We start from the raw sequence: 20,208 nt of genomic DNA on the forward strand, positions 1-20,208 counted from the left end.
CGGCCCGACGGCCGTCCCTTTCGCATGGGGACCACGATGCCGAAGATGCGCAAGAAGGCGGACCTGCCGACCAAGACCTGCCCGGTCTGCGGCCGTCCCTTCGTCTGGCGCAAGGCCTGGGCGAAGGTCTGGGACGAGGTCCGCTACTGCTCGGACCGCTGCCGGGCGGGACGGAAGGACCGCCCCGCGCCGCCGGCCTAGGTCAGAGTCGCGGCCAGCCGGCCGAGCTGCTCGGCGGCGAGGCCCCAGCCCTGGGAGAAGCCCAGGGCCTCGTGCCTCTCGGCCGTGGCGGTGTCGGGATGGCGCGCGGCGGCGCGATAGATCGTGCCCTCGACGTGGTCCGCGATCTCGATGGTCGCGGTGAAGGGCAGGTCCACGCCGGCCGCGGGCCGCCAGCCGGTCAGGAGCATGTTGGTCCAGGTCAGCCGCTGCTGCTCCACGATCTCCAGGACGAGGCCGTCGCCCGGCATGGACTGTCCCATGTAGCGGATGACCGTGTAGAAGCGCCCGCCCGCGCGGGGCTCGATCTCGACGCCGGTCACCTCGGCCGGGCGGGGGGCGAACCATTGGCGCAGGAGGTCCGGCTCGGTCAGGCAGCGCCAGACGGCGGGACGGGGCGCGCGCAGGACGCGCGTCACGGTCAGGGCGGTGCTGTCCTCGGCCCAGCGGGGCAGGTCGGAGGGTTCGCCCTCCTGCTCCTCGGGCCACAGCTCCTCCTGCTGGCGCATCCAGCGCAGGGCCGGGGCGAAGCTGCCCGGACGCAGCGCGTAGAACCGTTCGCGCCCCTGCTTGCTGGATTCGACGAGGCCGCCGGTCTCCAGCCGCCGCAGATGAGCCATCAGGTTGTGGGGGGTCATCGTGTGGGGCGACAGCAGGTCGTTCGTCGCGGCGGGTCCCTGCCGCAACTGCGCGAGGACGTCGCGCCGCACGGAGGCCGCAAGCGCCTGGAAGAGGTCGTCGAGTTCGTAGTCGATGGGGGTGCTCATGGCCCCTGACTGGGTCCGGCACCCCGATTCGGTCAAGCGGGAGCGTAGACGAAAGGCGGGGTCCCCGCCGGCAAGGTTGCCCGCGCGCCGAAATCCTGCTCTACCGCTGTCGGCGGAAAGCAGCTTGAGGGCAGGGATGGGACAGCGTGTGGAACGGGCCGGCTTGCGCGTGGACGAGGCCCTGGCGCGGTTCGTCGAGGAGAAGGCCCTGCCGGGCACCGGGGTCGCCGCCGACGGCTTCTGGGATGGGCTGTCGGGCCTGATCCATGAGCTGGGACCGCGCAATCGCGCGCTCCTGGCGCGGCGTGAGCAGCTCCAGAGCCAGCTCGACGACTGGCACATCGCGCAAGGAGGGGCCGAGCACGACCCCGAGGACTACGAGACCTTCCTGCGCGAGATCGGCTATCTGGTGCCGGAGGGGCCGGACTTCTCCATCGAGACGCCGCCCACCGACCCCGAGATCGCCCATGTCGCGGGCCCGCAGCTCGTGGTCCCGGTGACCAACGCCCGCTTCGCGCTCAACGCCGCCAACGCGCGCTGGGGCTCGCTCTACGACGCGCTCTACGGCACCGATGCCATGGGCGACGCGGCCCCGAAGGGCCCCTACGACCCGGCGCGGGGCGCGCGCGTGGTGGCCTGGGCCAAGGACCACCTCGACCGCGTGGCGCCGCTCGCGGGCTCGTCCTGGCGCGACGTCCGAGGCCTGTCGGTGCGCGACGGGACGCTGGTGGCCGAAATCGCGGGCGACGGCGCGGACCCCCGACTTGTCGGGCTCGCCGATCCGGGGCAGCTCGCGGGCTGGAAGCAGGGGGACCTCGCCGAATGGCAGATCCTGCTGCGCGTCCACGGGCTGCTGATCGAGCTTCTGGTCGACCGCTCCACGCCCATCGGCTCGGCCGATCCGGCGGGCCTCTCGGATGTCTGGCTGGAGGCGGCGCTGTCCACCATCATGGACTGCGAGGATTCGGTCGCCTGCGTGGACGCCGAGGACAAGGTGCTGGCCTACGGCAACTGGCTGGGCCTGATGAAGGGCGATCTCGAGGAGACCTTCGATAAGGGCGGCAGGACCGTCACCCGTCGCATGAACCCGGACAGCGACTACACCGGCGCGGACGGGCGGCCCCTGCGGGTCAAGGGACGCTCCCTCCTGCTCGTGCGCAACGTGGGCCACCTGATGACCAACCCCGCGATCCTCGACCGCGACGGCCACGAGGCCGGCGAGGGACTGATGGACGCCATGGTCACGGTGCTCTGCGCGATGCACGACCTGCGGGCCGAAAATGGGCCGCGCAACACCGTCACGCAGTCCGTCTATGTCGTGAAGCCCAAGATGCACGGGCCCGAGGAAGTGGCCTTCGCCTGCGAGATCTTCGACCGGGTCGAGGCCGCGCTGGGCCTGCCGCGCCTGACCGTCAAGATCGGCATCATGGACGAGGAGCGGCGGACCTCGGCCAACCTCAAGGAGTGCATCCGCGCCGCGCGGGAGCGGGTGGCCTTCATCAACACCGGCTTCCTCGACCGCACGGGCGACGAGATCCACACGGCGATGGAAGCCGGGCCGATGGTCCCCAAGGGGGACATGAAGCAGCAGCCCTGGATCCGCTCCTACGAGGAGCGCAACGTCGACATCGGGCTCGCCTGCGGGCTGCGGGGCCGCGCCCAGATCGGCAAGGGGATGTGGGCGATGCCCGACCTCATGGCCGCGATGCTGCGCGACAAGGTCGTGCACCCGAAGGCCGGTGCCAACTGCGCCTGGGTGCCCTCGCCCACGGCGGCGGTGCTGCACGCGACGCACTACCACGTGGTGGACGTGGCCGCCCGGCAGGAGGAGATCGCCGCCGGCGGGCCGCGCGGCACACTGCGCGAGCTGCTCACCATCCCGGTCCTGGGTGGCCGCAACCTGTCCGAGGACGAGGTCACGGCCGAGGTCGATAACAACGTCCAGGGCATCCTGGGCTACGTGGTGCGCTGGATCGACCAGGGAATCGGCTGCTCCAAGGTCCCGGACATCCATGACGTGGGGCTGATGGAGGACCGGGCGACCTGCCGCATCTCCTCCCAGGCGCTCTCGAACTGGCTCCATCACGGGGTCGTGGACGAGCCGCGCGTGATGGCGGCGCTGCGGCGCATGGCGGCTGTCGTGGACCGGCAGAACGCGGGCGATCCGCTCTACCGCCCCATGGCGCCCGGCTTTGATTCGGTGGCCTTCCAGGCGGCCTGCGACCTGATCTTCAAGGGCCGCATCCAGCCATCGGGCTACACCGAGCCGGTGCTTCACCGCCGCCGGGCCGAGCGCAAGGCCGCGGGCTAGGCGGGGGCCGCGTCGCCGGGACGCCTTCCGTGCGGGCAGAGGGCCGCCGCGATGGGCGGCCCGCCGGGCGCACAGCCGACCTGCGCATGGGTAACCTTTTCATGACGGGCCGCCCGGCATACCTATGGGGAGCCCGCCTCCCGAGGACCCCAGACCCATGCGCCCTGTCGTCGGCATCATCTCGAACAGCCACCTCATCAACGACGAGTATCCGGCCCATGCCGGGGGCGCGATGAACTCGGCCGCCGTCGCCCATGTCTCGGACTGCCTGCCGCTGCTGATTCCGTCGGACCCCTCTCTCGTCGCCGTCGACGAGCTGCTGGAGACCTGCGACGGTTTCCTGCTGACGGGAGGCCGTCCCAACGTCCACCCCGAGGAATACGGCGAGGAGGCCACGCCCGCGCATGGCAGCTTCGACCGCTCGCGCGATGCGATCACGCTGCCGCTCATCCGGGCCTGCGTCGAGCGCGGCCAGCCCTTCCTGGGCGTCTGCCGGGGCTTTCAGGAGGTCAACGTTGCGCTGGGCGGCACGCTCTACCCTGAGATCCGCGAGCTGCCGGGCCGCGACAACCACCGGATGCCTCCGGACGGCACGCTGGAGCAGAAGTTCGCGCTCCGCCACAAGGTCACCTTCACCGAGGGCGGGCCCTTCCATCGCCTGATGGGCGCGCGCGAGGTGATGACCAACACGCTGCACGGGCAGGGCATCAAGGACGCCGCCCCCCGAATCGCCATCGACGGCGTGGCCCCCGACGGCACGCCCGAGGCGATCTACGTGCGCGGCGCGACGGGCTTCACCCTGTCGGTGCAATGGCACCCCGAATGGAACGCGGCCAACGACCCGGTGTCGCGTCCGCTGTTCCGCGCCTTCGGCGAGGCGGTCCATGCCTGGGCCGCGCGGGATCGCAGAACGCTCAGGCGTGCCTGAGGGTTCCTGTCGGGAACACAATTTTGACACAAATTTTAAAGTGTGTGTAGGCCGCGTCCCACGCCCGTGCTAGGCTGATCCTGTAGCTTGGGAAGGGGTTCCTGGTTTTGGGCGGCCGGGCTGTGGTTTCCGAGTTAAGGGGAATCGCCGGTCTGGCGTTACCGATTGTCATCGGCTTGGCCGCCTCTACCTTCCACGGTGTCGTCGACTCCATCATGCTGGGCCCCCTGGGGGCCGTGCCCCTCGCGGCGGCGGGACTGGCTGCGGCGGCGAGCCTCATCGTGACATCGGCGGTCTGGGGGACGCTCTCGGCGGTGGCGGTGCGCGCGGGACAGGCCAAGTGGGCCCGCCAGAATCGCCACATTTGCGCCATATTGCGCAACGGCCTTGCGCTGGGCGCGGGCGTCGGCGTGGTAGCCGCGCTGGCGATGGCGCTGGTCTGGGCTCTGCTGCCCTGGCTGGGCCAGCCGCCCGAGGTCATCGCGGCCACGCCCGGTTACTGGGCCTTCGTATCGTTGACGCTGGTGCCCTTCTCGATCTCGGTCGTCTTCCGCTGCACCTTCGAGGCGGTGGGCCGGCCCTGGCTCGGCGTCGCCTTCGCCTCCGTCTCGCTCGGGGCCAAGGTCCCGCTCAACCTGCTCCTGATCCACGGCCCGGGCCCGCTGCCGCCGCTGGGGCTGATGGGCGCGGGGCTGGCCACCCTGCTGGCCGAGACGCTGGCCGCCGCAGTGGCCTGGGCCTACTGGAGGCGGGCGCGGGCCATGCGCCGGCTGCGGCTGCGGCGGCCGGTCCTGGCGACCGAGGTCGCGTCCTGCGCCCGCGAAGGGGCGCCGCTGGGCCTGCTCAACATGGCCGAAACCGGCGCCATGGCGGTGGTCACCCTGATGATCGGCACCTTCGGCACCGCCGCGCTGGCCGGCAATCAGGTCGCGCTGTCGGTAGGCGGTGTCTTCTACGTGTTGCCCATGGCCTTCTCGGGCGCGGTCGCGGTGCGTGTCGCGCAGGAGCAGGGGGCCGGGCGGCCCGACGCCATGCGGGCGGTGACGCTGGCGGCGCTGGGCCTCGCGGTGGGCTGCATGGCGGTCGTGGGCGCCATCATGTGGTTCGGCGGCCGCACCATCGCCGCAGCCATCGTCGAGGACCCTGCCGTGATCCTGGCCGCGGCCGCGATCTTCGCCGTCTTCGCGCCCATGCAGATCGCCGACGCGGTCCAGTCGGTCATGCTGGGGGCGTTGCGGGGCCTTTCGGACACCGCATATCCGGCAACCGTCTCCATGGTCGCCTATTGGACGCTCGGCCTGCCGCTGGGCTGGGTCATCGCGCACCACCTCGGGCAGGGGGCACCGGGGGTCTGGATGGGCTACTTCGTGGCCCTCATCGGCTCGGCGCTCCTGCTGTCGCTGCGCTTTGCGGGGCGCACGGGCTTGAGGGGGGCCGCGCCGGCGGTATGATCCCCCTCCGAATCCAGGGGGGACATCATGAAGCGCAGCCGCATCAACGAAATCATCCGCGAGTCGGAGGCCTTCATCCGGTCGCACGGCTTCGTGCTGCCGCCCTTCGCCAACTGGACGCCAGAGGAGTTCAAGGCCCGCAAGGACGAGGCGAAGGCCATCATCGACGCCCGCTGCGGCTGGGACATCACCGACTACGGCGCGGGCCGCTACGACGAGATGGGGCTCTTCCTGTTCACGCTCCGGAACGGGCGGCTCTCGGACCTCCAGAAGGGCCGGGGCATGTGCTACGCCGAGAAGCTGCTGATCTCGCACGAGAACCAGCTTTCGCCCCACCACACCCACGTCATCAAGGCCGAGGACATCATCAACCGCGGCGGCGCCACGCTGGTGATCGAGCTCTTCGGCTCGGACGAGGAGGGGCGGTTCAGCGAGAGCCTTGGCGGCACGGTCTACACCGACGGCATCCCGCGCCCCTACGGGCCCGGCGAGCGCCTCCACCTCGCGCCCGGGGAAAGCATCACGCTCTTGCCCGGCGACTGGCACGCCTTCTGGGGCGAGGGCGGCACGGTGCTGATCGGCGAGGTCTCGACCGTCAACGACGATGAGACCGACAACGTGTTCAAGGAGCCCATTGGCCGCTTCGCCGACATCGAGGAGGACGAGGCGCCGCTGCGGCTCCTCGTTAGCGACTACCGGGCCTGGCTGTCCTGAGGCCCCGGACTTGGCGGCGCCTCGACGCCGCCCTTGTCGTTCAGTCGCGCAGCAGCAGGAGCCAGTCGGTCCCGGGGTTGACCCAGTCCTCCTTGACCATCGGCCGCGCCGCCACCTCGCGAAAGCCCGCGCGGGCGTAGAGCCGCCGCGCGCCCGCGTTGGCGTCGGGCACGATCAGGCTCAGGCCCTTGCGGCCCGCCTGCTCGGACAGCGCCTGCGCGATGTCGATCATCTTCGTGCCGTAGCCTTTGCCCCGATGCTCGGGGTAGGCGGCCAGCACGTTGATGTACCAGGTGCCGCAGGCCATGTTCTCCAGCTCCTGCAGCGGCACGAACATCGGCGGGAAGTCCGGGCCGATGGGCTCGGGCGCGTCGGGCAGGGCGTAGCCGATCAGCGCGGCGACGGCGCCCGACCCTTCATCAACCACGACCGAGTTGCGGTAGGAGAAGGACCCTTCCTCGCGCAGAGCCCGCCGGCGGCCGATCTCGGCGACGGACTCGCCCGGCTGGGCGTTCCTGGCCCAGATATGCGAGGCGAGACCCTCGCCGGCCATGTCGACGAAATCGACGAGGGCGGAGGCGTCCTTCGGGGTGGCGCGGCGGAAGGGCGGGGGCAGGTCGGTCATCGGCGCGGGTCCATGCGGTCGGGATTCGGCCGCAGGGCCTAGCACGGCGCCCCGTCGCTGGCGATGCCTCTAGGTCACCGCCGCGCGGGTCCGGTAGCCCGCGTCGTCGTAAAGCCGCCGATCCATCACCTCGGCGATGACCTCCACCGCGTGGTCGATCTCGGCCGCACCGACATAGAGCGGCGTGATCCCGAAGCGCAGGATGTCGGGCGCGCGGAAGTCGCCCACCACGCCCCGCGCGATCAGCGCCTGCATGGCGGCGTAGCCCTCGGGGTGGCGGAAGCTGACCTGGCTGCCCCGCCGCTCGTGCTCGCGCGGGGTGGCGAGCGTCAGGTCGGGGCAGGCGGCCTCGACCCCGGCGATCAGGCGGTCGGTCAGGCGCAGCGACTCCTGCCGCAGCGCGGCCATGTCCACCCCGTCCCAGATGTCGAGCGCCGCATCCAGCGCGGCCATGGCCAGCACCGGCGGCGTGCCCACGCGCATCCGGTTCACGCCGTCGCCCGCACGATACGAGGTCTCGAAGGCGAAGGGCGCGTGGTGGCCAAGCCAGCCCGAGAGCGCGGGCACCGCGCGCCCGGCGTGGCGGGGGGCCACGTAGATGAAGGCGGGCGCGCCGGGGCCGGCGTTCAGGTACTTGTAGGTGCAGCCGCAGGCGAAGTCGGCGCCGCCCCCCGCGACCTCCACGGGCAGGGCGCCCGCCGAATGCGCGAGGTCCCAGATCGCCAGCGCGCCCATGGCATGGGCCTTGGCCGTGAGCGGCGCCATGTCGTGCCGGCGCCCGGTGCGGTAGTCCACCTCGGTGATCAGGATCGCGGCGATCTCATCGGTGATGGCGTCCTCGACCGCCTCGGGTTCGACGAGGCGAAGTTCGTGGCCCTTGCCCAGCATCCCGATCAGCCCCTCGGCCATGTAGAGGTCCGAGGGGAAATTGCCCGTGTCCGACAGGATGACCCGCCGGTCGGGGCGCATCTCGACCGCCGACGCGAGCGCCTGGAAGACCTTGATGGACAGCGTGTCGCCCACGACGACCTGCCCGGGCTCGGCCCCGATCAGCCGCCCGATCCGGTCGCCCAGGGCTCGCGGCTGCGCCATCCAGCCGGCCTTGTTCCAGCCGCCGATCAGCATCCCGCCCCATTCCTCGCGCATGGCCCGCTCCATCCGGACGGGGGCCGCCTTGGGCAGCGGGCCCAGCGAGTTGCCGTCGAGGTAGACGAGCCCCGGAGGCAGGTCGAAGAGCGCGCGGGTGGCGGAAAAGTCGGTCATTGGTGGATCTCCCTTGCGGGGCCGATCATAGGGCACGGGCTGGGGCATGGACAGACGCCCCCGCCCGCGCCACGCTGTGGCCATGCGCCGACTCGACCTGCCCCCGCTCTGGCTGCTGGCCTTCGGATTCCTCGCCTGGGTGATCGCCCGGGCGGACCCCTGGGACTTGTCGCTGGGCCGCTGGACGCAGCTTCCGGCCGGGCTCCTGATCGGGGGCGGGCTCCTCCTGATCCTGGTCGCGGTCGTGCAGATGCGCCAGCACCGCACCGCCGTCATGCCCCGGCGCGAGGCGAGCCGGCTCGTCACCTCGGGCGTATTCCGCCGCTCGCGCCATCCGATCTACCTCGGCATGGCACTGGTCCTGCTGGGCTGGGTGCTGCGGATCGACGCGCCGCTCGCGCTGCCGCTGGTGCCGCTCTTCGTGTGGCTCATCGAGCGGCGCTTCGTCGTCCCCGAGGAGTCGGCGCTGGCGCTGCGCTTCCCGGCCGAGTTCCGTCGGTACGCGCAGGCCACGCGGCGCTGGCTCTAGGCGCTTGGTCGCCTTGTGACGTAACGACCCGCGCGCTATGCCACGGCAGCAAAGGCCGCAGGGGAGGGGACAGCCCATGAAGATCGGCGCGCTACGGGAGATCATGCCGGGCGAGGCGCGTGTCGCCCTGACCCCGGCCTCGGCGCAGGACATCCGCAAGCTCGGGCACGCATGCCTGATCCAGTCGGGGGCTGGCGAGGCCTCGGGATTCTCGGACGACGCCTATGCGGCGGCGGGCGTGGAGGTCGTCCCCGACGCCGCCGCGCTGGTGGCGGCCTCGGACGTGATCGTCAAGGTTCGCCCGCCCGAGCCCGAGGAGGTCGCGCTTCTGGGCGAGGGGCAGACGGTCATCTCGTTCTTCTACCCCGGCGCGAACCCCGAACTGCTGGAGCAGGCCCGCGCCACCGGGGCCAGCGTCATCGCCATGGACATGGTGCCGCGCATCAGCCGGGCTCAGAAGATGGACGCGCTGTCGTCGATGGCCAACATCGCGGGCTACCGCGCGGTGATCGAGGCGGGCGCCAACTTCGGCCGTTTCTTCACGGGCCAGGTGACGGCGGCGGGGAAGGTGCCCCCGGCGCAGGTGCTGGTGGTCGGCGCGGGCGTGGCGGGACTTGCGGCCATTGGCACGGCTGTGTCCCTGGGCGCGGTGGTCCACGCCTTCGACGTGCGCCCCGAGGTGGCCGAGCAGATCGAATCCATGGGTGCGTCCTTCGTGTTCCTGGAGTTCGAGGCGGGTCAGGACGGCGCCGCCACCGGAGGCTACGCCGCGCCCTCCTCGCCGGAGTTCCGCGAAAAGCAGCTCGCCAAGTTCCGCGAGCTGGCGCCCAAGATGGACATCGTCATCACCACGGCGCTGATCCCGGGCCGCCCCGCGCCGGTGCTCTGGACCCGCGACATGGTCGAGATGATGAAGCCCGGCTCGGTCATCGTCGACCTCGCCGCCGAACGCGGCGGCAACTGCGAGCTGACGGTGCCGGACGAGAAGTTCGTGACCCCGAACGGCGTCACGGTCGTCGGCTACACCGACTTCCCCTCGCGCATGGCCGCGCAGGCCTCGACGCTCTATTCCACCAACATCCGCCACATGCTGACGGACCTGACCCCGGCCAAGGACGGCGTCCTCCATCACAACATGGACGACGACGTGATCCGGGGCGCGACCGTGGCCCACCACGGCGCGGTCACCTGGCCGCCGCCGCCGCCCAAGGTGCAGGCCATCGCCAGCGCGGTCGCCAAGCCCAAGCCGCGCGAGCTGACGGCCGAGGAGAAGCGCGAACAGGAACGGCTCGCGTTCCAGGGCGAGACGCGCCGGCAGGTGACCATGCTGGTCGCGGGCACAGTGTTGCTGGGCCTCGTCGGCCTCGTGGCGCCGGCCTCCTTCATGGCGCACTTCATCGTCTTCGCGCTGGCCTGCTTCGTGGGCTTCCAGGTGATCTGGAGCGTGTCGCATTCGCTGCACACGCCGCTCATGGCCGTGACCAACGCCATCTCGGGGATCATCATCCTGGGCGCGCTGCTGCAGGTCGGCTCGGGAAGCTGGCTCGTGGTGCTGCTTGCCGCCATCTCGATCCTGATCGCCACCATCAACATCGTAGGCGGCTTCCTGGTCACGCGCCGGATGCTCGCCATGTTCCAGAGGTCCTGATCCATGAGCATCGGACTCGTCGGCGCGGCCTATGTCGCCGCCGCCATCCTTTTCATCCTGTCGCTGGGCGGCCTCTCGGGGCAGGAAAGCGCCAAACGCGCCGTGTGGTACGGGATCGCGGGCATGGCGCTCGCCGTGCTGGCCACGATCTTCGGGCCCGAGGTCGCGAACCTCTGGGTCGTGATCCTGATGGTCGCCATCGGCTCGGTCCTGGGCGCGATGGTGGCCAAGCGCGTGCAGATGACCGAGATGCCGCAGCTCGTGGCGGCGCTGCACAGCTTCGTGGGCCTCGCCGCCGTCTTCATCGGCTTCAACGCCCATTTCGAGCTGGGCCGCGTCGTGGCCATGGACCCCGTCGCCCGCGAGACGCTGACCGGCCTCTCCGGCGTGCTGGCGCACAAGACGCCCGTCGAGCTCAACATCATGGCGGTCGAGGTCTTCCTCGGCGTCTTCATCGGGGCCGTGACCTTCACGGGCTCGATCGTGGCCTTCGGCAAGCTCGCCGGGCGCGTCAGCGGCAAGGCCGAGAAGCTCAAGGGCGGGCACGCGCTGAACGCGGGCGCCGCGGCGTTGTCGCTGCTGTTCCTGCTGCTCTACCTCGCCAACGGCTCCTTCGTTTGGCTGTTCCTGATGACGATCTGCGCGCTGTTCATCGGCTGGCACCTCGTCATGGGCATCGGCGGCGCCGACATGCCGGTCGTGGTGTCGATGCTCAACAGCTACTCGGGCTGGGCGGCGGCGGCGATTGGCTTCACGCTGTCGAACGACCTGCTGATCGTCACGGGGGCGCTCGTCGGCTCCTCGGGCGCGATCCTGTCCTACATCATGTGCAAGGCGATGAATCGCAGCTTCATCAGCGTGATCCTGGGAGGCTTCGGCACGACCACGGGCCCGGCGATGGAGATCACGGGCGAGCAGGTCGCCATCGACTCGGACGGGGTGGCGGCGCTCCTCGACGACGCCTCCTCGGTCGTCATCATCCCGGGCTACGGCATGGCCGTGGCGCAGGCGCAGAACTCGGTGTCGGAACTCGTCCGCCGGCTTCGCGCGCAGGGCAAGAACGTCCGCTTCGCCATCCACCCCGTCGCCGGCCGCCTGCCCGGCCACATGAACGTGCTGCTGGCCGAGGCCAAGGTCCCGTACGACATCGTCATGGAGATGGACGAGATCAACGAGGACTTTCCCGCGACGGACGTGGCCATCGTGATCGGCTCGAACGACATCGTGAACCCGGCCGCGCAGGAGGACCCGAACTCGCCCATCGCCGGGATGCCGGTGCTGGAGGTCTGGAAGGCCAAGCACGTCATTGTCAGCAAGCGCGGGCAGGGGACGGGCTACTCGGGCATCGAGAACCCGCTCTTCTACAAGGACAACACCCGGATGTTCTACGGCGACGCCAAGAAGTCGCTGGACGAGCTGCTGCCCAAGCTGGCGGCGTGAACGGGAGGGGGGCTTCGGCCCCCCTCTCTGTTTCAGGGCGCCTGAATCTCGCGCCATCCGCCGGGCGCGAGCCCCTCGACCGTCCACTCCCCGATCCGCCACCGAACGAGCCGCAGCGTCGGCAGCCCCACGGCGGCGGTCATGCGGCGCACTTGCCGGTTCCGCCCCTCCGAGATGACGATCTCCAGCCAGCCGTCCGGCACCGTCTGGCGCACCCGGATCGGCGGGTCGCGCGGCCAGAGCGACGGGGCCTCGATCCGCCGCACCTTCGCGGGCTGCGTCGGACCGTCGTTCAGCACCACGCCGCGCCGCAGGGGCTCCAGGTCGGCCTCGGACGGGTCGCCCTCCACCTGCGCCCAGTAGGTCTTCTCCATCTTGTGCCGGGGCTCGGCGATGCGCGCCTGCAGCCGCCCGTCGTCGGTCAGCAGCAGCAGCCCCTCGCTGTCCCGGTCGAGCCGCCCGGCCGGATAGACCCCCGCCGGCAGGCCCAGCGCCGACAGCGCGGGACGGGGCGACGGGCTCTTCGCGTCGGTGAACTGCGAGAGCGTGCCGAAAGGCTTGTTGAGCAGGATGAGGCGGGCCATGGGCGCAGGCTCCCACAGCGGCGCATCGGGGTCAAAGGGCGGAGCGCGCCTTCTACTTTCTTCGCGGCCTCAACAACTTAGATGCCAAGCCTCATGTCGCAAAAAACTTGGGCAAGGGGGAAAATAGGTCTTGATCCGAATCCCGATATGCCCCAAATGTCCCCGCATAGACGCCAACGCACGCGCCTCTGGCCGGACAGCACAGCTTCGTGTTTACGTAGCGACGGTAACGTCTCCCTTGGAATCACCGGGCCCCCGCGAGGGGCCTTCTTGTTCTGTCGGAGATGACCGATGACTGTTCAGCACGCGGGGGCCGTGGCCCCGTCGCAATCCCTTGCCGTCCGCGCCTTCGACAGCAGCCGTCTGGAGGCGTTCTGCGCCACGGCGGAATTCGACCGCCCGACGCTCGTGCTCGACGTCGACCGAGTCGAGGCGCAGTACCATGCGCTCAAGGCCGGCCTGGGCCATGCCGACATCCACTACGCGGTGAAGGCGAACCCGCATCCGGCGATCCTCGGCCGCCTCGTCAGGCTCGGCGCGCACTTCGACGCCGCCTCGCGCGGCGAGATCGAGATGTGCCTCGCGCAGGGCGCCCAGCCGCACCAGATCTCCTACGGCAACACGATCAAGCGCGTGGTCGACATCGCCTGGGCGCACCAGGCAGGCATCACGCTCTTCGCCGCCGACGCCGAGGAAGAGCTGGAGAAGATTGCCGAGCACGCCCCCGGCGCGCAGGTCTACATCCGCGTCATTGTCGAGGTGTCGATGGCCGACTGGCCGCTGACCCGCAAGTTCGGCTGCGACCGTGACACGGCGCTGCGCCTCCTCGACACCGCCAAGGCGCTGGGCCTCGACCCCGTGGGCTTCTCGTTCCACGTGGGTTCTCAGACCCGCAAGGCCGAGATGTGGCGCCCGACGCTCGACGCCGTGGGCCAACTCTGGGCCGACGCCAAGGCGGCTGGGCACGAGCTGACGATGCTCAACATCGGCGGCGGCTTCCCGGCGTTCTACGGCGAGGAGATCCAGGCCCCGACCGACTACGCCGCGGGCGTGATGGCGATGGTGACCGAGCGCTTCGGCCACGTCCCCCGCGTCATGGCGGAGCCGGGCCGCGGCCTCGTGGCCGAGGCGGGCATGATCGTGGCCGAGGTCGTCCTGACCTCCAAGAAGTCCGATCGCGACCTGCACCGCTGGGTCTACCTGTCGATCGGCCGCTTCTCGGGCCTGGCCGAGACCGAAGGCGAGGCGATCCGCTACCAGTTCGTGACCCCGCATGACGGCGAGGCCACGGGCCCTTGCATCGTCGCCGGCCCCTCCTGCGACTCGGCCGACGTGCTGTACGAGAAGCGGCCCATGCAGCTTCCGCTCGCTCTCAAGGCCGGCGATCGCGTGCTGATCCGCAACACGGGCGCCTACACCTCGACCTACTCGTCGGTGTGCTTCAACGGCTTTCCTCCGCTCGAAGCCGTCGCGATCTGAGCGGGCGGCCCCGGCAGGGGCCATCAAGGTCAGGAAGGGCGGGTGCCTTGTGGTGCCCGCCCTTTTTCGTGACCTCCCGTGCCGCTCACCGAGGATCGGAAACGGCATGGCCGGCCAGATGGAAGCTCGGCCGGCCTTGTGGACGCCTTCGCACGAGCGGCGCGGGGGAGGGCCCGCGCTGCGGGTCGGGGCAACCCTGGACCTCGCCCTTCACATGGTCTGATCGCCTCTCAGGCTGAAGGCGAACTGTTCCTGATAAGCGTCGGGCTCGTGGGCCTTGGAAGGGGATGCCATTGATGCCGTGCTCGGGCGGGGAGGGCCGACGGTAGCCGTCCGTGTAGAGGAAAGCCGGACTCCACCGCCATGCCGCCCTCCCGCGAACTCGCCGCTTCCACGTAGATCTCGGGCCTGGAAGCGCCTGCCACGATGTCCTCGTATCACTCGTCCGGATGGCGGCCGTCTCGGGTCCCTGTCACGCGCCTTGCAGATGGGAGGGCGGGGCCGGGTTGAATCCCGGTCCCTTGAGGATGACCACCGTGGGCCGGGCATCCGGCCGCACCAGGATGGCGGGGTCGTGCAGGTGGCAGGCGACCCAGCGCCCGGGCGCGACCTCGCGCGTCGCCGGGTCGATCTCGCGGCAGACCGGCATCGCCTCGGGGCAGCGCGTGCAGAAGTTGCACCCCCGGGGCGGATCGGCCGGGGAGGGCGCGTCCCCCCGCAACGCGATGCGCTGGCGGGCCCGCGCCGCGACCGGGTCCGGCTCGCTCGCCGCCGACAGCAGCGCCCGCGTATAGGGATGCAACGGGTCGGCATCGAGCCGCTCGCGCCCCTGCAACTCCACGATCCTCCCCAGATGCATCACCGCCACGCGGCTCGCGATATGGCGAACCATGCTCAGGTCGCGGCTGATGAACAGGTAGGCGAGCCCCCGCTTCGCCTGCAGGTCCTCCAGCAGGTTCGCCACCCGCGCCTGGACCGACCGGTCGAGCGCGGCGACGGGCTCGTCGCAGACCACCAAGCCGGGACCGAGAGCCAGCGCCCGCGCGATCCCGATTCGCTGCCGCTGTTCGTCCGAAAGGGCCTGGGGCAAGCGCGGGCCGATGCCGCGCGGAAGGCCCACGGCGTCCATCAGCTCCGCCACGCGCTCGCGTTTCTCGCGCGCGGCCAGGCGTGTCTGCTCGTCCAGGGGCTCGCGGATGATCGCCTCGACCGTCATGCGGGGATCGAGGCTCGCCCGCGGGTCCCCGAACACCATCTGCATCCGGGGCCGCAGGGGCCGCAGCGCCGCCTGCGGCATCCGCCCGATCTCGGTCCCCTCGATGCGGATCGAGCCCTCGGTGAGGTCCAGAAGCCGCAGCACCGCGTGCGCCGTCGTGGACTTGCCGCAGCCCGACTCGCCCACCAGCCCCAGCGTCTCGCCGGGCTGTACGTCGAAGCTCACCCCGTCCACCGCCTTCACCACGCCCACGCGGCGGCGCAGGAGCCCCCCGTGGATCGGGAAATGCACCTTGAGCCCGCGCACCGAGACCAGAGGCTCAGCCATCGACGACCTCCAACTGGGGCCGCTGCGGCGCAAGGCCCGGATCGCTCAGGAAACAGGCCGCGTCATGGCCCTCGCCCACCGGGTAGCGCTGCGGGTTCAGCCGGTGGCAGACGTCATAGGCATGGGGGCAGCGGTCGCGGAAGGTGCAGACGTCCGGAGGAGTCCTCAGGACCGGCGGCTGCCCTTCCATCACCGCGAGCCGCCGGACCCGCTCCACCCGTGCCTTGGGGACAGAGGCCAGCAGCGCCTGCGTGTAGGGATGGCGCGGATCGGCGAAGAGCGCGTCCACCGGAGCGTGCTCCACCACCTGTCCGCCATGCATCACGATCACCCGGTCGGCGAGGCCCGCCACCACCCCCGGGTCCTGCGTGATCCAGAGCACCGCGATCCCCAGCGTCTGGCGCAGCTCCTGCATCAGGTCGTGGATCTCCGCCTGGATCGTGACGTCCAGCGCCGCGGTGGGCTCGTCCGCGATCAGCACCGTGGGGTCGCAGGCCAAGGCGATGGCGAACAGCACGCGCTGACGCAGGTCGCCCGAGACCTGGTGCGGGTAGTCGTCCAGCCGCCGGTGCGCGTCGGGGATGCCGACCTGCGCCATCAACTCGGCCGCCCGCGCGCGGGCCTGCCGCCTGGTCAGCCCCAGGTGCAGGCGCAACGGCTCCACGATCTGGAAGCCCAGGGTGAGCACGGGGTTCAGCGCGGTCATCCGGTCCTGGACCACGAAGCCGATGCGCCCGCCACGCATCGACCGCAGCGCCTCGGGGTCCAGCCGCAGCAGGTCCTGGCCCTCGAACAGCACCGGCCCGCCCGAAACCTCGGCCGGCGGCGAAGGCAGCAGCCCCAGGAGCGACATCGCCAAGACGGACTTGCCCGACCCGGACTCGCCCACCACCCCCAGAATCTCCCCCGCCTTCAGCGTGAAGGACACGTCGTTGACGGCATGGAAGCTCCCCGCGCGCGTGCGGAACACGGTCCGGAGGTTCCGGACCTCCAGGACGTTCGGCGTCCCTTCGGGCATATGGAGGCTCCCTGCGGTCGGGCCGTTCGGCCGCGCCTTTGCGACAAACGCTACCGCGTCCGCGACATGTCGCAAGCCCCGGCGTGGCGTGACGTCGCGGCGTCATGGGGTTGCCCCGGCAGGGGCGGCGGGCGACACTCCGGCCATCCAACGAGAGTGCCGCCGATGCCGCCCAAGAACCGCTTCGCCGAGATGCAGCCCGAGATCGCCGCCTGGCGCCGCGACCTCCACGAGCATCCCGAGATCCTGTTCGACACCCACCGCACCGCCGCCCTCGTGGCGGATCGCCTGCGCGCCTTCGGCTGCGACGAGGTGGCGACGGGCCTGGGGCGCACGGGCGTCGTGGGCGTCATCAAGGGCCGCCAGACCGCCTCGGGCAAGGTCATCGGCCTGCGCGCCGACATGGACGCGCTGCCGATCCAGGAGGCGACCGGCGCCCCCCATGCCTCCAAGATTCCCGGCGCGATGCACGCCTGCGGTCATGACGGCCACACCGCGATGCTGCTCGGCGCCGCCAAGTATCTCTGCGAGACGCGCAACTTCGACGGCACGGTCGTGGTGATCTTCCAGCCCGCCGAGGAGGGCGGCGGCGGCGGGCGCGAGATGTGCGCCGATGGCCTCATGGACCGCTGGAACGTGACCGAGGTCTACGGGATGCACAACTGGCCCGGACGCCCCGTGGGCAGCTTCTCGATCCGCGCCGGCACCTTCTTCGCCGCCACCGACCAGTTCGAGATCGCCGTCGAAGGCAGGGGCGGCCACGCCGCCAAGCCGCAGGAGACGGTCGACCCCACCGTGACCTCCGCCCACCTGATCCTGGCGCTGCAGAGCATCGTCAGCCGCAACGCCGACCCTGTGGCGCAGATCGTCGTCTCCGTCACTTCCGTCGAGTCCTCGTCCAAGGCCTTCAACGTGATCCCTTCGCGCGTCACGCTGCGCGGCACCGTCCGCACGATGTCCAAGGAGTTGCGCGACATGGCCGAGACGCGGGTCAAGGCCATCGCCGAGGCGACCTGCCTCGCCTATGGGGCCACGGCGCAGGTCCGCTACATGCGCGGCTATCCCGTGATGGCCAACCACGAGGCGCAGACCGACTTCGCGCGCGAGGTGGCCGCGCAGGTCTCGGGCGGCTGCGACGAAGCCCCTCTGGTCATGGGCGGCGAGGACTTCGCCTACATGCTGGAGGAGCGCCCCGGCGCCTATATCCTGGTCGGCAACGGCCCGACCGCGCCGGTCCACCACCCGGAATACGACTTCAACGACGAGGCGATCCCCGCCGGCTGCTCGTGGTTCGCGGGCATGGCCGAGACACGGATGCCGCTCGCGGTCTGATCCCGGCGCGGGCCTCGGCCCGCCCTAGCGCGCCAGCATCTCCCGGTAGAGGACGTTGAGCCGCGCCGCCTCGTCCTCGATGCGGAAGTTCGCCACCACATGCGCCCGCGCGGCCTCGCTCCAGCGGGCCAGCCGGGCGGGGTCGCCCAGCGCCTCGCGCACGGCCGTCGCCATCGCAGGCCCGTCATCGGGCGGGATCAGGAGGCCCGTCTCCCCCGCGACCACCTGCTCCTCGAAGGCGCCCACCCGCGTCGCCACCACCGGCACGCCGCAGGCCATGGCCTCGATGGGGGTGACCCCGAACCCTTCCCACCTCTGCGGCGCCACGAAGAGATCGAGCGCCTGGTACCACCGCGCGATCTCGCCCACCGGCACCTCGCCCATGAACCTCAGCCGATCCGACAGCCCCGCCGCCGCGATCCGCTCCTCCAGCCCGCGCTGGAACTCCCGATGCTCGGCAGTGGCCCGCCCCAGGACGATCCCGCCGCCATCGGGCCGCTCCCGCAAGAAGGCGATCAGGGCGTCCACGAACAGGTCCGTCCCCTTCTGCGCGCGGATGCGCCCGAAGCAGCCCACCAGCGGGCCGGGGGGTAGCCCCATCGTCGCCCGCAGCGCCGCGCGATCCGGCGCAGGCCGGAACGCCTCGGTGTCGATCCCGTGATGCACCACGACCGAGGGCCGCTCCAGATAGGCCGCCGTCTTCGCGGACGTGGAGACCACCGCGTCCATCCGCCGGATCAGCCACTTGGTGAAGCCGGTATGGTGCCGCTGCGAGGCCGAGGTGAACACGAGCCGCAGGTCCTTGCCCAGCGCCCGCAGCGCCAGCCCGCCCAGCATCTCGACGTTGCGCCGGGCGTGCCAGACGCGCGGTCCCCGCGGTCCCCGGCGCGGCATCGTCAGAAGGTCCCGCAGCCGGATCTGCGGCAGGTCCTCCGGCAGGACGGGCCCGGTCACCACCACGCCCATCCCGCGCGCCTGAACCGGCACGAGGCGGAACACCGTCGAGGTCACGCCCGACAGCCGCTTCTTGAAATTCGGCGCGATCACCTCGACTTGCGCCGGGTCCTTCAGGTTTCTCGTCAAGAGATCATCCCCAGGAGCTCCCGCGCGATCCCTTCCGTGCGGCCCACCTGCGCCGCCGCGACCTGCAGCCCCGCCTCGCGCATCGCGCCCAGAAGCTGCGGCTCGGCCAGCAGGTCCCCCGCCGCCTGCGCCAGTTCCTCGGCGTCGCGCACCGTCAGCGCCGCGCCCGCCGATTCCAGCGCGGTCACGTCGGCGGCGACGGTCTCGCGCAGCGGCCCGATCAGCAGCGCCGCCCCGCAATGCGCGGCCTCCCAGGGGTTGTGCCCGCCCACCGGCACCAGGGAGCCGCCAAGGAACACCAGCGGCGCGAGCCGGAACCAGAGCCCGGTCTCGCCCAGCGTGTCGGCCAGGTAGACGGACCTGTCGGGCTCGCCCCCGTGGCTCCGCCGGCTCGCCTCGAAGCCGCGCCGCCGGACCGCGTCTAGGATGGCGTCGCCCCGCTCGGGATGGCGAGGCACCAGGATCAGCCGCGCGGCCGGATGCCGCCGCCGCACCTGGGCATGCGCGGTCAGCACCGCCTCCTCCTCGCCGGGATGCGTGGAGATCGCCGCCCAGACCGGAGCGTCGCCCAGAATGCGCGACAGGCGCACCTGCTCGGCCGGGTCGCTGGGCGGGGCGCCGGCCGAAGCCTTCATGTTGCCGCCCACCGTCACCCGGTCGGGGTCTGCCCCCAAGCCCACCAGCGCCTCGCGCATCCCGTCCGTCTGCGTCACGATCCGGGTGAAGAGCCCCAGCACCGCCCGCGCGCTGCGCGGCACCCGACCCCAGGTGCGCAGGCTGCGCGGCGACATCCGCGCGTTCATCAGCACGAGCGGCACGCCCCGCTCGGCCGCCAGCCGCAGCGTCTGCGGCCAGATCTCGCTTTCCACCACCACGCCCAGGTCGGGCCGCCAGTGGTCGAGGAACCGCTCCACCGGCCCCGACACGTCGAGCGGCGCGAACTGGTGCAGGACGCCGCGCGGAAGCCGCTTCTCCAGGATCGCGGCCGAGCTGGCCGTGCCGGTCGTCACCAGCACCCGCGCGTCGCGCGCCACGATGTCCACCAGCGGCAGCACCGACAGGCTTTCGCCGACGCTCGCCGCATGGAACCACACGAGCCGTCCCTCGGGCCGGGGATGCGTCGCCTCGCCCAGCCGCTCGCGCTGCCGCTCGGGCGGCACGCCCTGCGTGCCCAGCTTCTGCGACACGCGGCGGAAAGCCCGGCCCCGCAGCAGGTCCGCCCCCAGCCCGTAAAGGCGCAGCAGCGTGGGCCAGGGCAGGGGGCCGGCCACGGG

The 20,208-nt window shown here is 71.2% G+C and carries 18 protein-coding genes; 10 read left to right on the top strand and 8 right to left on the bottom strand.

The genetic code is table 11. The features are described from left to right. The first annotated feature begins 36 nt into the window (after nt 1-36). On the top strand, nt 37-201 hold the full coding sequence (locus FHG71_RS05045) for a DUF2256 domain-containing protein (RefSeq protein ID WP_139080524.1): 165 nt from the start codon (nt 37-39) through the stop codon (nt 199-201). Here the strand turns inward: FHG71_RS05045 and FHG71_RS05050 are convergent. After that, the gene (locus FHG71_RS05050; RefSeq protein WP_139080525.1) at nt 198-986 is read right to left on the bottom strand and encodes an ArsR/SmtB family transcription factor; all 789 of its coding nucleotides are present in this window, start codon (nt 984-986) and stop codon (nt 198-200) included. The genes FHG71_RS05045 and FHG71_RS05050 overlap by 4 nt on opposite strands. Nucleotides 987-1,122: 136 nt before the next feature. On the opposite strand from FHG71_RS05050, the gene FHG71_RS05055 reads away from it, so the two are divergent. The 4 genes from FHG71_RS05055 (at nt 1,123) to FHG71_RS05070 (ending at nt 6,390) form a co-directional block, all read left to right on the top strand. Next, on the top strand, nt 1,123-3,297 hold the full coding sequence (locus FHG71_RS05055; RefSeq protein WP_139080526.1) for a malate synthase G: 2,175 nt from the start codon (nt 1,123-1,125) through the stop codon (nt 3,295-3,297). A 157-nt stretch (nt 3,298-3,454) separates the two neighbouring features. Then, nucleotides 3,455-4,225, top strand: coding sequence for a gamma-glutamyl-gamma-aminobutyrate hydrolase family protein (locus FHG71_RS05060; RefSeq protein WP_246045343.1), 771 nt, complete (start codon nt 3,455-3,457; stop codon nt 4,223-4,225). A 122-nt stretch (nt 4,226-4,347) separates the two neighbouring features. Continuing rightward, nucleotides 4,348-5,676, top strand: coding sequence for an MATE family efflux transporter (locus FHG71_RS05065; RefSeq protein ID WP_281281950.1), 1,329 nt, complete (start codon nt 4,348-4,350; stop codon nt 5,674-5,676). 27 nt (nt 5,677-5,703) lie between these two features. Next, on the top strand, nt 5,704-6,390 hold the full coding sequence (locus FHG71_RS05070; RefSeq protein WP_139080529.1) for a D-lyxose/D-mannose family sugar isomerase: 687 nt from the start codon (nt 5,704-5,706) through the stop codon (nt 6,388-6,390). Between the two features lie 40 nt (nt 6,391-6,430). Here FHG71_RS05070 and FHG71_RS05075 read toward each other — a convergent pair whose 3' ends face one another. Together FHG71_RS05075 and kynU are read right to left on the bottom strand one after the other, a co-directional pair. Beyond that, complete coding sequence (locus FHG71_RS05075; protein ID WP_139080530.1) at nt 6,431-7,015, bottom strand: GNAT family N-acetyltransferase; 585 nt, start codon at nt 7,013-7,015, stop codon at nt 6,431-6,433. 69 nt (nt 7,016-7,084) lie between these two features. Beyond that, nucleotides 7,085-8,278 (bottom strand): kynureninase, encoded by a 1,194-nt coding sequence (gene kynU / locus FHG71_RS05080; RefSeq protein WP_139080531.1) that lies wholly within the window; start codon nt 8,276-8,278, stop codon nt 7,085-7,087. Nucleotides 8,279-8,324: 46 nt separating this feature from the next. Here kynU and FHG71_RS05085 point away from each other — a divergent pair, with 46 nt between their 5' ends. The 3 genes from FHG71_RS05085 (at nt 8,325) to FHG71_RS05095 (ending at nt 11,895) form a co-directional block, all read left to right on the top strand. After that, nucleotides 8,325-8,807: a methyltransferase family protein gene (locus FHG71_RS05085; RefSeq protein ID WP_246045345.1), complete on the top strand. Its 483-nt coding sequence runs from the start codon at nt 8,325-8,327 to the stop codon at nt 8,805-8,807. Nucleotides 8,808-8,883: 76 nt separating this feature from the next. After that, nucleotides 8,884-10,455 (top strand): Re/Si-specific NAD(P)(+) transhydrogenase subunit alpha, encoded by a 1,572-nt coding sequence (locus FHG71_RS05090; RefSeq protein ID WP_139080532.1) that lies wholly within the window; start codon nt 8,884-8,886, stop codon nt 10,453-10,455. Between the two features lie 3 nt (nt 10,456-10,458). Continuing rightward, nucleotides 10,459-11,895 (top strand): NAD(P)(+) transhydrogenase (Re/Si-specific) subunit beta, encoded by a 1,437-nt coding sequence (locus FHG71_RS05095; protein ID WP_139080533.1) that lies wholly within the window; start codon nt 10,459-10,461, stop codon nt 11,893-11,895. 32 nt (nt 11,896-11,927) lie between these two features. Here the strand turns inward: FHG71_RS05095 and FHG71_RS05100 are convergent, their stop codons facing one another. Next, on the bottom strand, nt 11,928-12,479 hold the full coding sequence (locus FHG71_RS05100) for a pseudouridine synthase (RefSeq protein WP_139080534.1): 552 nt from the start codon (nt 12,477-12,479) through the stop codon (nt 11,928-11,930). Between the two features lie 291 nt (nt 12,480-12,770). Between FHG71_RS05100 and FHG71_RS05105 the strand changes: the two genes are divergently transcribed. Further along, nucleotides 12,771-13,958, top strand: coding sequence for a type III PLP-dependent enzyme (locus FHG71_RS05105; RefSeq protein ID WP_139080535.1), 1,188 nt, complete (start codon nt 12,771-12,773; stop codon nt 13,956-13,958). Between the two features lie 472 nt (nt 13,959-14,430). On the opposite strand, the gene FHG71_RS05110 is transcribed toward FHG71_RS05105, so the two are convergent. Together FHG71_RS05110 and FHG71_RS05115 are read right to left on the bottom strand one after the other, a co-directional pair. Next, a complete protein-coding gene (locus FHG71_RS05110) occupies nt 14,431-15,501 on the bottom strand; it encodes an ABC transporter ATP-binding protein (protein ID WP_139080536.1) in 1,071 nt (356 codons plus the stop codon). Then, a complete protein-coding gene (locus tag FHG71_RS05115; protein ID WP_139080537.1) occupies nt 15,494-16,519 on the bottom strand; it encodes an ABC transporter ATP-binding protein in 1,026 nt (341 codons plus the stop codon). Before FHG71_RS05115 ends, FHG71_RS05110 begins: the two co-directional genes overlap by 8 nt. Before the next feature lie 165 nt (nt 16,520-16,684). Here FHG71_RS05115 and FHG71_RS05120 point away from each other — a divergent pair, with 165 nt between their 5' ends. After that, complete coding sequence (locus FHG71_RS05120; protein WP_139080538.1) at nt 16,685-17,851, top strand: M20 aminoacylase family protein; 1,167 nt, start codon at nt 16,685-16,687, stop codon at nt 17,849-17,851. A 24-nt stretch (nt 17,852-17,875) separates the two neighbouring features. Here the strand turns inward: FHG71_RS05120 and FHG71_RS05125 are convergent, their stop codons facing one another. Both FHG71_RS05125 and FHG71_RS05130 read right to left on the bottom strand, forming a co-directional pair. Continuing rightward, nucleotides 17,876-18,934 (bottom strand): glycosyltransferase family 4 protein, encoded by a 1,059-nt coding sequence (locus tag FHG71_RS05125; RefSeq protein ID WP_246045346.1) that lies wholly within the window; start codon nt 18,932-18,934, stop codon nt 17,876-17,878. Continuing rightward, nucleotides 18,931-20,205, bottom strand: coding sequence for a 3-deoxy-D-manno-octulosonic acid transferase (locus tag FHG71_RS05130; protein ID WP_139080539.1), 1,275 nt, complete (start codon nt 20,203-20,205; stop codon nt 18,931-18,933). The genes FHG71_RS05125 and FHG71_RS05130 overlap by 4 nt, the downstream gene beginning before the upstream one ends. Nucleotides 20,206-20,208 lie beyond the last annotated feature (3 nt).

This window comes from Rubellimicrobium roseum, from assembly GCF_006152145.1.
GTDB lineage: Bacteria > Pseudomonadota > Alphaproteobacteria > Rhodobacterales > Rhodobacteraceae > Rubellimicrobium > Rubellimicrobium roseum.